Source organism: Nonlabens ponticola, assembly GCF_003966335.1.
In the GTDB taxonomy this organism is placed as follows: domain Bacteria; phylum Bacteroidota; class Bacteroidia; order Flavobacteriales; family Flavobacteriaceae; genus Nonlabens; species Nonlabens ponticola.
Genome location: NZ_CP034549.1, coordinates 1820586 through 1834041, shown reverse-complemented (window position 1 = coordinate 1834041; position 13456 = coordinate 1820586). Strand labels below are relative to the sequence as shown.

Here is a 13456-nt window from a genome sequence, read left to right as displayed (position 1 = left end):
GAGTGAGTAGAGCGTCGGCCAGTTATGGTCGACGCTTTATTTTTTCTATGCCTTTATGAACTAGATCATTGATCTCGCTAGATAACTTCAATCTGTATACACTCGCTATGTACAATAAAGATATAAGCGTTGACTTCAATAGGATGTTGGTGTATTTGTCAAAAGGAAAATCCCAGAAATAAAACGCAACTAATAGTACGACGACCACTAGCAAGACGACGGTCGTTTCCCTAGTCCATGGATGCATGTTGAGTTTTATTTTTACGTATACCGCTTTCGCGAAAGCGTAACACACATAAGCCACACAGGTAGCTATCGCAGCACCCGTCAAACCATACAACGGTATCAGCCACATGTTGAGGAGCCATGCCACCACAGCAAGTGCAAGGCCTAGCCACAATGTGACCTGATAAAGATTTGTGCTGTAGAGTATCGCGTTGTTGCTGCCCAGCACATTCTCAGTAAACTTCACGATGCAAATGAAAAATAATACCGGTAAAGCAACCGCAAATTCTGGCGGCAGAAAAAGATAGAATTGTGATGCGTTACACAAAACAAGTAACAGCAATAGTCCAGCAATAATCGTGAGATTCAAAGAACTGCGTTTATACAAATTCTCAACTTCATCTAGCTGATTGCCATTGAAAAAGCGTGCTGTCAATGGGTGGATTATCTGCGCCATACCACGCGACGGAATCGCCACCACGGTCGCCATGAAAACAGGAACATTGTAGTAAGCGATATTGGCGATGTCAATGTATTGATTGATCATCGTTTTATCCAGATCGAGCAAAGCTGTCGCCACTGACCCAGCAATAATCATCAACACAGAGTAGTAAACCAGCTCTCGCACGGCAACAAGTTTTTTTATCTCAAAAACCGGAGTATAAACTCTCAAGGCAACGATGGCCATTAGTAACATGCGCAAAAAATAGATGAGAACCAGGCTATAGATAAACTGCGTTTGAGTGATTATGTCTAGTGCCACCAGGCAAAGCATTACAGTTGCGGCAGCGCGATAGAAAACCTCTTTGAGAAAATTACCTCCTATGGTTTTGTAGTGAACTTTGGTCCAGCTGTACCATATTTCAAAATAGGCTTGAAAAACTGCTACCAGAACTATTGCCCACAAATAGTCACCAGAGATTTGATTACGTGATGAGATAAATAGCCTTAGATCGGTCTGATAGATGTAGATCAATCCAATGATAAACGTGAGGGCTACTAATGGCCACAATAGCATTTGAGAAAGAAAATTATCACGCTCCTCTTTGGTTTTATACGAACTATAAAATTTGACAATCGTATTATGAATCCCAAAGGACATCAACGGGAAAATTAAAAATGAGGTAGATAGCACGTAACCCCATAAACCGTAGTAATTGTCATTTAGATAGGTTGTCGCAAGTAGTAGAACGTTCACGGCACCCAACACAAAACCAATTGCGGTAATAACCAGATTCCAACTGCTATGTTTAATGACCATTCCCATTAGCGCTTCTGGATAATTTTGATCAATTGATCGGTTAAGTTTGAGCGATGGTAATTATTGATCTCCTGATGATTTCCTAGTAACTCATTCTTTTTGTAAGCTTGATAAAGTTCTAGGATGTGTCGCGATAAATGTGGGTCGCGGTATTTAAAATACGTTCCTGCATTACTTTCATACAATATTTGAATAATATCTGATTGCTCTGGCCCGATTGCTATGACTGGTCTGCGGCTTGCGATATATTCAAATAATTTTCCAGGAATGATCGCCTGGGTATCTGCACTATCAATCTCGATTAACAATAATGCTTGTGAGTTGTACATCGCATTGACCGCTTCTTGATGCGATAAGTATCCTTTAAGGTTTGTGTAATTAAGTAATTGACATTCTTTTAGACTGTTAATAATGTCGTCACCTACATTTCCTGCCAATTGTAATTTAAAATCTGCAGCAAAGTCTTCTCTGATCTCTATAAGTTCTGCAAGCGTTATCCATAAATGAATAGGATTGCGATCTGCGAGTAGCGTACCTATGTGGCTCAACGTGAACTTTCCAGCTGGTTGTGATGTATTGTTAGGTTCTATGTTGAAGCCATTGGTGATGACAGTTATTGCTGTTTTGGTTTTGGCTTCAAATTCTGCTCTTGTTGTAGGACTTGTTACCAGCAATTTATCTGCGCTGTCTAGCACTTGCTTTTCAAGTTTTAAGTGTTTTTCTTGAGCATTTAGCGATAATCGCAATTTGTCGTGATAGCCTATGGTAGTCCATGGATCCCTAAAGTCCGCGATCCACTCGATGTTTTTAGTAAACCTCTTTTTTAATTTCAATCCTACGAGATGTACAGAATGTGGTGGTCCAGTCGTTATGAGAGTTTTTGCTTTCGCGAAAGCAGAATCATTTTCTAGCTCCTGCACTACTCTATCAGCCCATGATTTACGAGCATCTGGAATAAAATAATTACCACGCACCCAAAGTAATGCGCGTTCCAGCAGTCCAGGTTTTTTATTTAAGATACCTTTTTGTAGCTGTGCAGTCTTACCACCTAGAATCTTTTTTATCCATCGGGTTGGTTCCTTGATGGCAATTTTTTTGATGGTGATTTTTGGATTTATGTCATTGGTCAGGCTTGCATCTGTGACTGGGTAATCAGCATTTTCTGGAATCACGACGGTGACGTGGTAATTAGATTCAACTAAATAATGAGACATTGTCAACCATCGCTGCACGCCAGGTCCGCCAGCCGGTGGCCAGTAATAGCAAACGATGTATATAGAAGATTGCATCAGTTCTTTTTACGTACGAGATAAAAAGTACCTCCTAGCAATAGCAAAATCAGCAAGACGTTGCTTGTCAACATGATAGCCGTTCCGGTCTCAACTACGTCTGGTTCAAAAGTGAATTCTATCTTATGGCTACCAGCAGGAACCTTGAGCGCACGCAAGGCATAGTTTGCCCTGGCGATAGGAACTTCTAATCCATCAATAGTTGCAATCCAACCATGCGGATAATAGGCCTCAGAAAATACGGCAAGTGCATCGCTGCTATTGGTGCTTTGATACACCATTTGTTCTGGTGAGTGACTGATCAATCTGATTTGTGCTGTGGAATCTACAGAGATATTACTCAAACTTATTTTCTCCAGTTCTGATTGCTGCATGATAGCTCGTTTCTTACCATCAAGGTTTGCTAGTGCTAGCATTTCTTCATCAGCGTTATTGACTACTTGCAACTCTTTCACAAACCATGCGGCACCCAAGTTTTCTCTATTCTCAACTAATTGTAAACCTTCCTCATCAACGTCGATCAAATACTTGACATTGAACATGCTCAAGATCTGTTGATTTTGCTCGTTGAGGCCTGAGCGCATTCCCAATTGTGGATCAAAAAGATAGAAGTCTGCTATCTCCTGAATGCGACGTGGCTTGGCACCATGATAACCACCTAAAGCATTATGAAAATAAGGCGCTCTTGCACTATTGAAAGGATTCATCAATTGATCATAAACCCTGAAGTAACCATCATCTTGTAACACCTGCTCATCTATAGGCGTGCGCTGAAATGCATTGTCATATTGGCTAGCGCTCACATAATCATCCTCGTTTACATAGTTCAAATCAAAACTTACTAAATCCACTAGAATAAAAATCCCAACAATTATGAGTACCGCGTTTTCTTGCAACTTTGATTTAAAATACAACCATAAAGCAAGACTAATCACGCCTATGTAAAACAAGCCACGTAAACTATCTGCTCGCATCACTTCAAATCGATCTTGCCTCAAGGCATCGACAAAGCCACTGCCTAATTGTTCTTGTTGCAAGTAAGCTGCATCATAAGCTCCTGCAAAATCAAATAATTGATTACCGAATGCTGCAAATACGGCAAGCAAACCGCCAACACCTATGGCTGCATACAGCAATGCCTTACCTTTTTCTTCCAGCTTGTTGTTCTTATTGAATAATTGATACAACCCGACTACTGCTAGAATTGGGATGACCAACTCAATCAATACCTGTATAGAAGTAACCGCTCTAAATTTGTCATATAATGGCACATAATCCACGAAGAATCGAGTAAGAAAATCTAAGTTCTTTCCATAAGAAAGTAAGAGTGCCAAAATAGCTGTTCCCAACGTCCACCATTTGAGTCTTCCTTTAATTAAGAATAAAGCAATGACGGCCAGAAAGAACACCGTAATTCCTATATAGGCTGGTGCCTCGACGATGATCTGGTCGCCCCAATATAAGGGCACTTGATTTTGTACAAAATCCATCGCGCTAGCTTTAGGTAAACCTAATTTTTCTAAAAACTCAACAGTATTAGAATCTTCATCTGGTCTAGCGCCACTGCCGCCGCCAGCAAACCTAGGTATGATTAGGTTAAAGCTCTCGGTAAGGCCATAACTATATTGAGTGATATAGTCATATGCAAGACCGTCTGTGGGCTGCACGCTTTCGCCTTGAGCTGAAATAGTAAGATCAGAAGGTCCACGAGTACTTTCTTGACTATACTGCTGCGTGGCTAGCAAATTTGCAGCATTGGTCCCTAAACCTATTAACGCGGCAACGGCCATAATCGCGACAGATTTGAAATAATGAGGCAATTGCTGGCGACGCACGGCATCAATGAGATATGCAATACCCAGAATGACTGTCGCAATAAACAAGTAATAAGTCATTTGTGGATGGTTGGCCTGCAATTCTAGCGCAACGGCAAGCGCCGTGAGCAACCCACCTATTACATAACGCTTTTGAAAAACCAGAATAATACCACTTAACACGAGTGGGAAATAAGCGATGGCATGAGCCTTGGCATTGTGGCCTACACCTAGAATAATTACTAGATATGTCGAGAATCCAAAGGCAAATGCACCTATCAATCCTAGCTGCCAGTCAACTCTCAACACCAGCATCAACACATAAAAACTAATAAAATAGAGAAACAAATAATCAGCTGGTCGCGGCATGAAGCGCAATCCGCGATCCAATGCATCTATAAAGTCATAAGGATATCGAGCGCCTAGTTGATAAGTAGGCATCCCGCCAAAAACGGCATTGGTCCAATAAATTTCCTCACCAGTCTCTGCCCTATTTTCTATGAGTTGGCGAGCATTTCCTTTGTACTGGACGATGTCGCTTTGGTAAAGTTTTTTATTGCTGAGAACTGGATGAAAGTAAGCTAAAGCGGCAATTATAAAAATGACAAACACCACTAGATGCGGTGCTATTTTTTTAAAGTCAAAGCTCATAAAAAGGAAAAACTGATTAAAAATGAAAATTAATCAATTTCTTCATAGTCCACGTACTCGCCTACTGTTTTATTTGGATTACTGCGAGCACGTTGAGTAGTTGATTTGCGCTCTACTTTAACTTCACCTTCAGCAACCGTTGACCTCTTTGCACTTGTGCTATTTTCTTGGTTAAAGTTGCGCTGTACGCGCTCCATAGCCTTCGCTCCAGCCCATCTCAAAATAGATTTGCCAAAGTATTTTACAACGATGCGCACCGTCATATATACTAATAGAATGATAAGAACGGCCTGTAATAATTTCAAGGTAAAGTATCTTTGCAATCAAAATTAAAGAGGCATATTCACGATACTCTTTAATTAATCTTAAATTTGAGTACAAGATAGATTTATGCAAGTGAATAAATTGATGAGAATCGCACTGGTAGTCGTATTGTCTTTACCACTATTTGCGATCGCTCAATATACTGAGACCATTAATACTAATAATCCTGGGCGCTCACAAGGAGCATTTTCAGTTGGTACAAATGTGGTGCAATTTGAAGGTTCTGCTTTTTACCGTAGCGAGGAGCATGATATCCTTAGATATGAAAGAGATTTTACAGGACTTGCATTCCAGATACGATATGGATTTCTCGTTGAAGAATTAGAGCTCTCTTATTTTGGGACTTTTAACAGTGTTGATGAGACTATTAATCGTGGTTTTGGTAGCGTTGATAACAGTTTTTCTAACTTTTCTCGCAGCACGATTGGAGCAAAGTATCTGGTATTCGATCCAATTAAAAAATGGGGCGAGCGCGAGATTAATATCTATAGCTACAAAGACAATCGACGCATTAAATGGCGTGATCTCATTCCAGCGGTTTCTGTTTATGTAGGAGCTAATTTTGATTTGAGCGAGAGAAACTCCTTGCTGCCACCAGGAGATCCTAGCATCTCACCGCGATTTGAGTTGATTACACAAAACAATTGGGGTCCTTGGGCACTTGTTCTCAATTTCATTGCCGATCGTGCTACTACGGATTTTCCTAGCTATGGTGGTATTGCAACCATGACGCATAGCATTAATCGCCGCTGGGCAGCATTCGGTGAGTTTCAAACCTTGATTTCTGACTTTTACAGTGACGACATAGGTCGTGCTGGCGTAGCCTATTTGATTAATCAGGACTGGCAAGTTGACGCCAGTGGCGCGGTCAATTTTAAGGATACGCCCAGTTTTTATCAGGTCAATGTAGGTATGAGTTACCGACTTGATTTTCACAAAGACCCAGCGCCAAAGCAGTAATTTTCTATCCAGCGATTATTTATGAGTTTAACTGTTCAACGTATTACCTCACGCAAGGATATTAAAAAGTTTGTCAAGTTTCCCATGGAGCTTTACAAGGATAATCCATACTACGTACCTCCTATTATAAATGACGAGATCGACAATTTTGATCCTGATAAAAATCAGGTTTTTCAAAATGCAGATTGCTGGCTATTTCTTGCTTATCGCGAAAGCAAAATAGTAGGACGCATCGCTGCAATCATCAATCATCTAGAAGTAAAAGAGCAAGGCAAACCTAAGATGCGATTCGGTTGGTTAGATATGATCGACGATATTGAAGTGACTAAAGCTTTACTCGCCGAAGTTCGAAAGATAGGCAGCGAGAACAAGCTAGAGTACACAGAAGGTCCAGTAGGTTTTACGCTTATGGATAAAGCAGGAATGCTTGTTAAAGGTTATGATGAGCTAGCCACCATGATTACCTGGTACAATCATCCTTATTATAAGGAACATCTAGAACAACTAGGCTACATAAAAAGTGCTGAATGGGTCGAGTTTAAATTCATACCACCCAACCCAATTCCAGAACGCTTCCACAAGTTTGCAGATCTCATCGCCAAAAGATATGAGCTCACCACCTTGAAGTTCAAGAATATCAAAGAAGTAGAGCCCTATGTCGATGCCATGTTTGAATTGCTCAATCAGACCTATTCAAACCTGGTAACCTTCGTGCCTATCCAGCAATATCAGATCGATCTTTATCGTGAAAAGTACCTGCCGTTTATCAATCCAGATTATTTGGAATGCGTGGTGGATAAAGAAGGTAAGCTGGTAGCATTTGCCATTACGATGCCCTCATTTTCTAAAGCTCTTCAAAAAGCAAAAGGAAAACTATGGCCTTTTGGTTTTATGCATTTATTGAAAGCTAAAAAGAAAAATGATCGTGCAGCTTTTTACCTGATAGGTATTCATCCACGTTTACAGGGTAAAGGTGTTACCGCGATGATGTTCCGCAACGTGACGCAAAACTTTATGGATTATGGCATTGAGTTGTGTGAGACCAATCCAGAGCTTGAGGATAATATAGCGGTACAAGCTCTATGGAAAGACTATGAACCTATCCTACACAAGCGACGTCGTATTTACCGCAAGGATTTATAATGCAACTAGATCCTAATCGCATATTATATGAGGACAATCATTTGATTGCCGTCAATAAATTTTCTGGTGATTTGGTTCAAGGAGATAAGACAGGTGATGTCACCTTACCAGATCTAATCAAGGAATACATAGCCGTTAAATATGACAAACCTGGCGCCGTTTACCTAGGCGTTACTCACAGGCTGGATCGCCCGACAAGCGGCGTTGTGATTTTTACCAAAACTTCCAAAGCGCTCTCGCGCATGAATAAGCTATTTGCAGATCATAAAACCGATAAAACTTATTGGGCAGTGGTTGAAGGTCAAGTCAAGAAGAAAAGTGAGAAATTAGTTCACTACTTGTTGCGCAACCCTAAGCAAAACAAAAGCTATGCCCACGATCACGAGGTTCCCAATTCTAAAAAAGCGGTACTCACCTACTCGCTTCTCAAGAAATTGGATAATTATACGGCACTAGAAATTCAACTAGAAACAGGACGCCATCATCAAATACGATCCCAGCTAAGCAAAGTTGGCAAGGTAATTAAAGGTGATTTAAAATATGGTGCGCGTCGCAGTAATAAAGATGCCAGCATCCATTTACATGCCCGATCGCTATCTTTTATACATCCTGTCAAGAAAGAACTTATAACGATTATTGCGCCGGTACCTGCGCACGATGCTATCTGGAAAGCCGTATCTTCCTAATCTATGACACCACAAGAACTACACAAGCTGCAGCGATCACATTTTGATAGCCGCAAGACCTATGACCTTAATTATAGGATAGCTGCCTTAAAAAAGCTAAAGAACGTACTCATTGATCAAGAGCAGGAAGTTTACAAAGCGCTTGCTAGCGATCTTGCAAAATCAGAGTTTGAATCCTTTGTGACCGAATACCAAGTCGTACTTAAGGAAGTCGATCGCTACATCAAGAAAACGCCTCAATGGGCACGACCGATTAAGGTAAGTTCCTCTTTACTCAACTTCCCATCAAGTGCTCGCAAATATCCAGAGCCTTATGGTTGCACGTTGATTATTGCACCTTGGAACTATCCATTCCAGCTGGCTATGGCTCCATTAATTGGCGCCATCGCTGCTGGAAACACAGTGACCTTAAAACCTAGTGAATTCTCACCAGCCACGAGTGATTTGTTAAAGAACATCATAGAACAAAGTTTTGAACTAGGTCATGCAAGCGTGATTTTGGGTGATGGCGAGATCGCACAACAACTCACGAGCCTACAATGGGATTACATTTTCTTTACAGGTAGTCCAGCGGTAGGTAAAAAAATCTATCAGGCCGCCGCGCAATTCATGACGCCAGTAACCCTAGAATTGGGCGGTAAAAATCCAGCGGTTATTCATGAAAGTGCTGATGTTAATGTTTGCGCACAGCGCATTGTATGGGCAAAATTTCTCAACGCAGGTCAAACCTGTATCGCGCCAGACTATCTAGTGGTGCATGAGTCTATCAAGCAGCCGTTGATCGACGCAATTTCAAAATACATAACGCAATTCTTTGGCGACAATGTCAAGTCCTCACCAGACTATCCGCGCATTATTCGTGAGCAGCATTTTGATAGTCTTGTAGAGTTATTGCAAGGTGAAGACATTAGTATAGGCGGCGATCACGACAAGGACAATTTGTATATAGCACCTACGGTGGTCAATGAGCCTACTCGTGACAGCAAGGTGATGCAGCAAGAAATTTTTGGCCCTATTCTGCCAGTGGTGACCTACAAGGATAAACAGGATATCGTCACGTGGATTGAAAGTTATGAAAAACCGCTTGGCGCATATGTTTACACCAGCGATAAAAAATTTAGCAAATGGTTCTTGAATCGATTTTCCTTTGGTGGTGGCGCAGTCAATGACAGCATCGTTCAATTTGTGAATGAGCGATTGCCTTTTGGCGGCGTAGGCAATAGCGGTATAGGCAGTTATCATGGTAAAGATACTTTCAAGACGTTTTCCCATTACAAGAGCGTGGTTCATCGCGGCACCTGGCTTGATATTCCTGTAAAATATCCGCCATATAAGGGCAAGTTATCCGTGACAAAAAAGTTTCTCAAGTGGTTTTAGCCTCTTAAGGCACAGACATTTAATCTTGTTTAGAATTTTACTAGTAGTACGTTAAGTTGTTGTTATTACGCTTTCGCGAAAGCTAACTTATACTATCTTTAAAAGAAAAAGCTATGATCAAGGAAGGTACAAGAGTAAAATGGGATTGGGGAAACGGCACCGCAGAAGGCGAAGTGCAATCAACGTTTACCAAAGAAGTGACAAGAACAATTGACGGAAGCGAGATCACCCGTAAAGGTGAAGAAGGAAACAAAGCGCTTTACATCAAGCAAGACGATGGCGACGCCGTGCTCAAGTTAGAGAGTGAAGTTGAAAGAGTTGACTAAAAACAAAAGATGACAGCAATTGCCATAACAGATGGAATGAGTGCCTTTATTATCATTGCGATTCTAGTGGCACTGCTGTTATTTGCAAATTTTAAAATCAATAAGGATAAGGACCATATTGCTATACGCATAAGAAAAGATGGTAAACATAGCTACCATCGTGTACCAGCAAATGAGGCTACACCGTTTCCTAATTGGTTGAAAATTTTGATTTTTCTCATTGTGGCAAGCATCTTATTCATGCCACTGGATTTTTTACTTAATAGATCGTAAATTATGGCACAGGTTATCAAGTTATACGAGGAGAATACTGATCAAAAGCAACTTATAAAAATTGCAAAAGCCATGCGTGATGGTGCCTTGGTGATCTATCCTACCGATACTGTTTATGGTCTAGGCTGTGACATTACTAATAAAGCGGCACTTGAAAAAGTAGCACATCTCAAGGGCGTGAAACTTGAAAAAGCAAACTTCTCTTTCATTTGTGAAGACTTGAGTAACCTGAGCGATTACACCGCACAGATTGACAGCTCCACTTTTAAATTACTCAAGCGCAACTTGCCTGGTCCATACACTTTTGTCCTAAACGGCAATAACAATCTACCTAGTGTTTTTAAGAAGAAAAAAACAGTAGGTATAAGAGTTCCTGACAATGCTATAGCTACAGGACTGGTAAAAGCACTAGGCAACCCAATAATCTCTACATCCATTAAGGACGATGATGAAGTCCTAGAATACACTACTGATCCTAGCCTAATTGAAGAAAAATGGGGTAAACTAGTAGATATAATTATTGATGCTGGTTATGGTGGCAATATAGGTTCTACAGTCATTGACCTAACGACTAGCGAGCCTACCCTGATACGTGAAGGAAAAGGCAGTATTGAGTTGTAATTGAGGCGCTCTCAGTCCAAATAAAAAGCAAATTCACATAGTTTTTTTATCGAGGCGGCTACTTCTACTTAACTTAGAAGGAAAACAACTTTATGCCTTATCTAGATAAAACAACCGCAGCAGCAGACTCCAACATTTCCATTTTTTATGAGGATTATGGAACTGGTAAGCCTGTCATACTTATACACGGCTGGCCATTGAGCAGTGCTATGTGGGAATATCAAACACCAGCACTTATAGATGCTGGATATAGAGTAATTCAATACGATCGACGTGGTTTTGGGCATTCATCGCGACCATGGGATGGTTATACATACAAAGCCATGGCCGAGGATCTCAAGGATCTAATGGATAAGCTGGATTTACAAGATGTAACTCTTGTTGGATTTTCCATGGGTGGTGGCGAGATTGCTCAATACGTCGATATTTTTGGTAATGAGCGTTTGCATAAATTGATTTTTGTAAGCTCCATTGCTCCGTTTATGTTGAAAACCGACGATAACGAGAATGGTGTACCTAAAAAAGTATTTGAAGATATGAAAGCAGCAGTAAGTAGTGATCGTGCAGGTTTCTTGCCAGACTTCGGCGAGAATTTTGTCAATTACAATGATAATAAAGACAAAGTCTCTCAAGGACAATTGGATTACAATTTCAATATTGCCGTTGCCGCGTCACCTAAAGCAACATTGGGTTGTATCGATGCTTTTGGTAAAACAGACTTAAGAGACGCTATGAAAAAAATAGACGTTCCTACCCTATTCATTCACGGTGATGCTGACAATGTAGTTCCCATGGAACCTACCTCAAAGCAAGGTCATGAACTCGTAAAAGATTCTAAACTGGAAATAATAAAAGATGCGCCACACGGCTTGTATCTTACTCATAAACAAGAGCTCAATAAATTACTTATCGATTTTATTGACTAGCTCTTAACAGTAAATATCATAGTGCTCCACTAATTGAGAAATATTCAATTATTGGAGCTTTTTTATGTCATATTATTAGGCAAGTTCAATCACAGCAAATCTTATCTACTTATTTAAAAATCTGACTATCAGTTTAATATAAAACTCTATTAACATTAAAATAGGATTTGTGAAAATTGATCTGCAAATAATCCTACACTAATAATCACGGTATTAGATATTTGACTTTAGCAAAAAATAAAGTCATGCAAAAAAAGTGGAATTTTATTGTTCTCGTCATCCTTGTTTTAATCGTTCTCGTTTGGGGCAACAATTATGAGATGGGTGCTGTTCCTGACTCTATTGATAAAGGAGATACTGCATGGATGCTGGTAGCAAGCGCCTTTGTATTACTCATGACTCCAGGTCTGGCATTTTTTTATGGTGGTATGGTCAATAGCAAGAATGTCATTAGCACCATGCTGCAAAGTTTTGTCGCGCTAGGTATTGTAAGTGTATTATGGATCATCGTGGGCTTTAGTTTGGCCTTTGGCGACAGCATAGGTGGTATCATAGGTGATCCACGCACGTATCTCAATTTTAATGGTGTAAGCCTGTCACCCAACGAGGATTTTGGAGCAACAATCCCATTTCTTTTGTTTGCTTTTTTTCAATTAAAGTTTGCCATCATCACGCCAGCGTTGATTACAGGTAGTTTTGCTGGTCGCATCCGCTTCCGCAGTTATATTCTTTTTATCGTCCTGTTCATTTTATTCATTTATGCGCCGCTCGCTCACATGACTTGGCATCCAGATGGATTGCTGCGCAATTGGGGTGTACTTGATTTTGCTGGTGGTACCGTAGTTCACATGAGCGCTGGATTTGCAGCACTTGCTGGTGCGGTGTTTTTAGGTAAACGCAAAGAAGTGATCCATCAGACGTCAAATACACCTTATATAATTTTGGGAACAGCCTTACTCTGGTTCGGCTGGTTCGGGTTTAATGCTGGATCTGCGCTAGGCGTCAACAGTGATACTATTATAGCTTTTGCAAACACTAATCTTGCTAGTGCTACCGCTATGATCACTTGGATATTTTATGATCGTTTTGCGGGCCGCAAGATGAGTGCGCTCAACGCCTGTATAGGTGCCATTGTTGGACTAGTTGCGATTACACCAGCTGCTGGTTTTGTGAGTTTAGGACAGTCCATCTTTATAGGTTTTATTGCTGCATTGATAAGTAATTATGCTATTCGATTAAAAAATAAAACCACTCTTGATGATACACTAGACGTTTTCCCATCGCACGGTATTGGTGGTATTGTCGGTATGATTCTTACCGCTGTCTTTGCCAAAGAAGTAGGTCTAATCTACGGCGAGACTGATACGTTTATGTGGCATATCATCGCTTTGGTTTTGGTTTCCATATTCACCTTTGGTGGTAGCTGGATCTTATATTGGGTAGTGAATAAAATGATCCCAATACGCGTGCGAGAAGATCAAGAGGATCGTGGGCTGGATCAATCTCAACATGGTGAGAGCTATGAGGTTTCTTAAATATTTCTAATAAATTTTATCCACCACTGGATTGATTGTATTTTA

13 protein-coding genes are annotated in these 13456 nt (G+C 40.6%); 9 read left to right on the top strand and 4 right to left on the bottom strand.

The window, feature by feature from the left end:
* Positions 1 to 22: 22 nt before the first annotated feature.
* From EJ995_RS08325 to EJ995_RS08310, 4 genes are read right to left on the bottom strand one after another with little or no spacing between them, the layout of a single operon-like run.
* Entirely contained in the window at positions 23 to 1492 is a 1470-nt protein-coding gene (locus EJ995_RS08325; protein ID WP_126447484.1) for an oligosaccharide flippase family protein, read from the bottom strand.
* On the bottom strand, positions 1492 to 2775 hold the full coding sequence (locus EJ995_RS08320; RefSeq protein WP_126447482.1) for a glycosyltransferase family protein: 1284 nt from the start codon (positions 2773 to 2775) through the stop codon (positions 1492 to 1494). The genes EJ995_RS08325 and EJ995_RS08320 overlap by 1 nt, the downstream gene beginning before the upstream one ends.
* Positions 2775 to 5240, bottom strand: coding sequence for a YfhO family protein (locus tag EJ995_RS08315; RefSeq protein ID WP_126447480.1), 2466 nt, complete (start codon positions 5238 to 5240; stop codon positions 2775 to 2777). Before EJ995_RS08315 ends, EJ995_RS08320 begins: the two co-directional genes overlap by 1 nt.
* Before the next feature lie 29 nt (positions 5241 to 5269).
* Complete coding sequence (locus EJ995_RS08310) at positions 5270 to 5545, bottom strand: DUF4834 family protein (RefSeq protein WP_126447478.1); 276 nt, start codon at positions 5543 to 5545, stop codon at positions 5270 to 5272.
* 103 nt (positions 5546 to 5648) lie between these two features.
* Between EJ995_RS08310 and EJ995_RS08305 the strand changes: the two genes are divergently transcribed.
* From EJ995_RS08305 to EJ995_RS08265, 9 genes are all read left to right on the top strand, one after another.
* Entirely contained in the window at positions 5649 to 6524 is an 876-nt protein-coding gene (locus EJ995_RS08305) for a transporter (protein ID WP_126448906.1), read from the top strand.
* Between the two features lie 21 nt (positions 6525 to 6545).
* Positions 6546 to 7667 carry a GTP cyclohydrolase gene (locus EJ995_RS08300; RefSeq protein ID WP_126447476.1) on the top strand — a complete coding sequence of 374 codons (1122 nt, stop codon included), beginning with the start codon at positions 6546 to 6548 and terminating at the stop codon, positions 7665 to 7667.
* Entirely contained in the window at positions 7667 to 8353 is a 687-nt protein-coding gene (locus EJ995_RS08295; RefSeq protein ID WP_126447474.1) for an RluA family pseudouridine synthase, read from the top strand. The genes EJ995_RS08300 and EJ995_RS08295 overlap by 1 nt, the downstream gene beginning before the upstream one ends.
* 3 nt (positions 8354 to 8356) lie before the next feature.
* Entirely contained in the window at positions 8357 to 9730 is a 1374-nt protein-coding gene (locus tag EJ995_RS08290; protein WP_126447472.1) for an aldehyde dehydrogenase, read from the top strand.
* Between the two features lie 113 nt (positions 9731 to 9843).
* Complete coding sequence (locus EJ995_RS08285) at positions 9844 to 10056, top strand: hypervirulence associated TUDOR domain-containing protein (RefSeq protein WP_126447469.1); 213 nt, start codon at positions 9844 to 9846, stop codon at positions 10054 to 10056.
* Positions 10057 to 10065: 9 nt separating this feature from the next.
* Positions 10066 to 10329 carry a hypothetical protein gene (locus EJ995_RS08280; protein ID WP_126447467.1) on the top strand — a complete coding sequence of 88 codons (264 nt, stop codon included), beginning with the start codon at positions 10066 to 10068 and terminating at the stop codon, positions 10327 to 10329.
* Positions 10330 to 10332: 3 nt separating this feature from the next.
* Positions 10333 to 10950 (top strand): L-threonylcarbamoyladenylate synthase, encoded by a 618-nt coding sequence (locus tag EJ995_RS08275; protein ID WP_126447465.1) that lies wholly within the window; start codon positions 10333 to 10335, stop codon positions 10948 to 10950.
* Between the two features lie 92 nt (positions 10951 to 11042).
* A complete protein-coding gene (locus EJ995_RS08270; protein ID WP_126447463.1) occupies positions 11043 to 11876 on the top strand; it encodes an alpha/beta fold hydrolase in 834 nt (277 codons plus the stop codon).
* A 245-nt stretch (positions 11877 to 12121) separates the two neighbouring features.
* The gene (locus EJ995_RS08265) at positions 12122 to 13411 is read left to right on the top strand and encodes an ammonium transporter (RefSeq protein ID WP_126447461.1); all 1290 of its coding nucleotides are present in this window, start codon (positions 12122 to 12124) and stop codon (positions 13409 to 13411) included.
* The last annotated feature ends 45 nt before the right edge of the window (positions 13412 to 13456 follow it).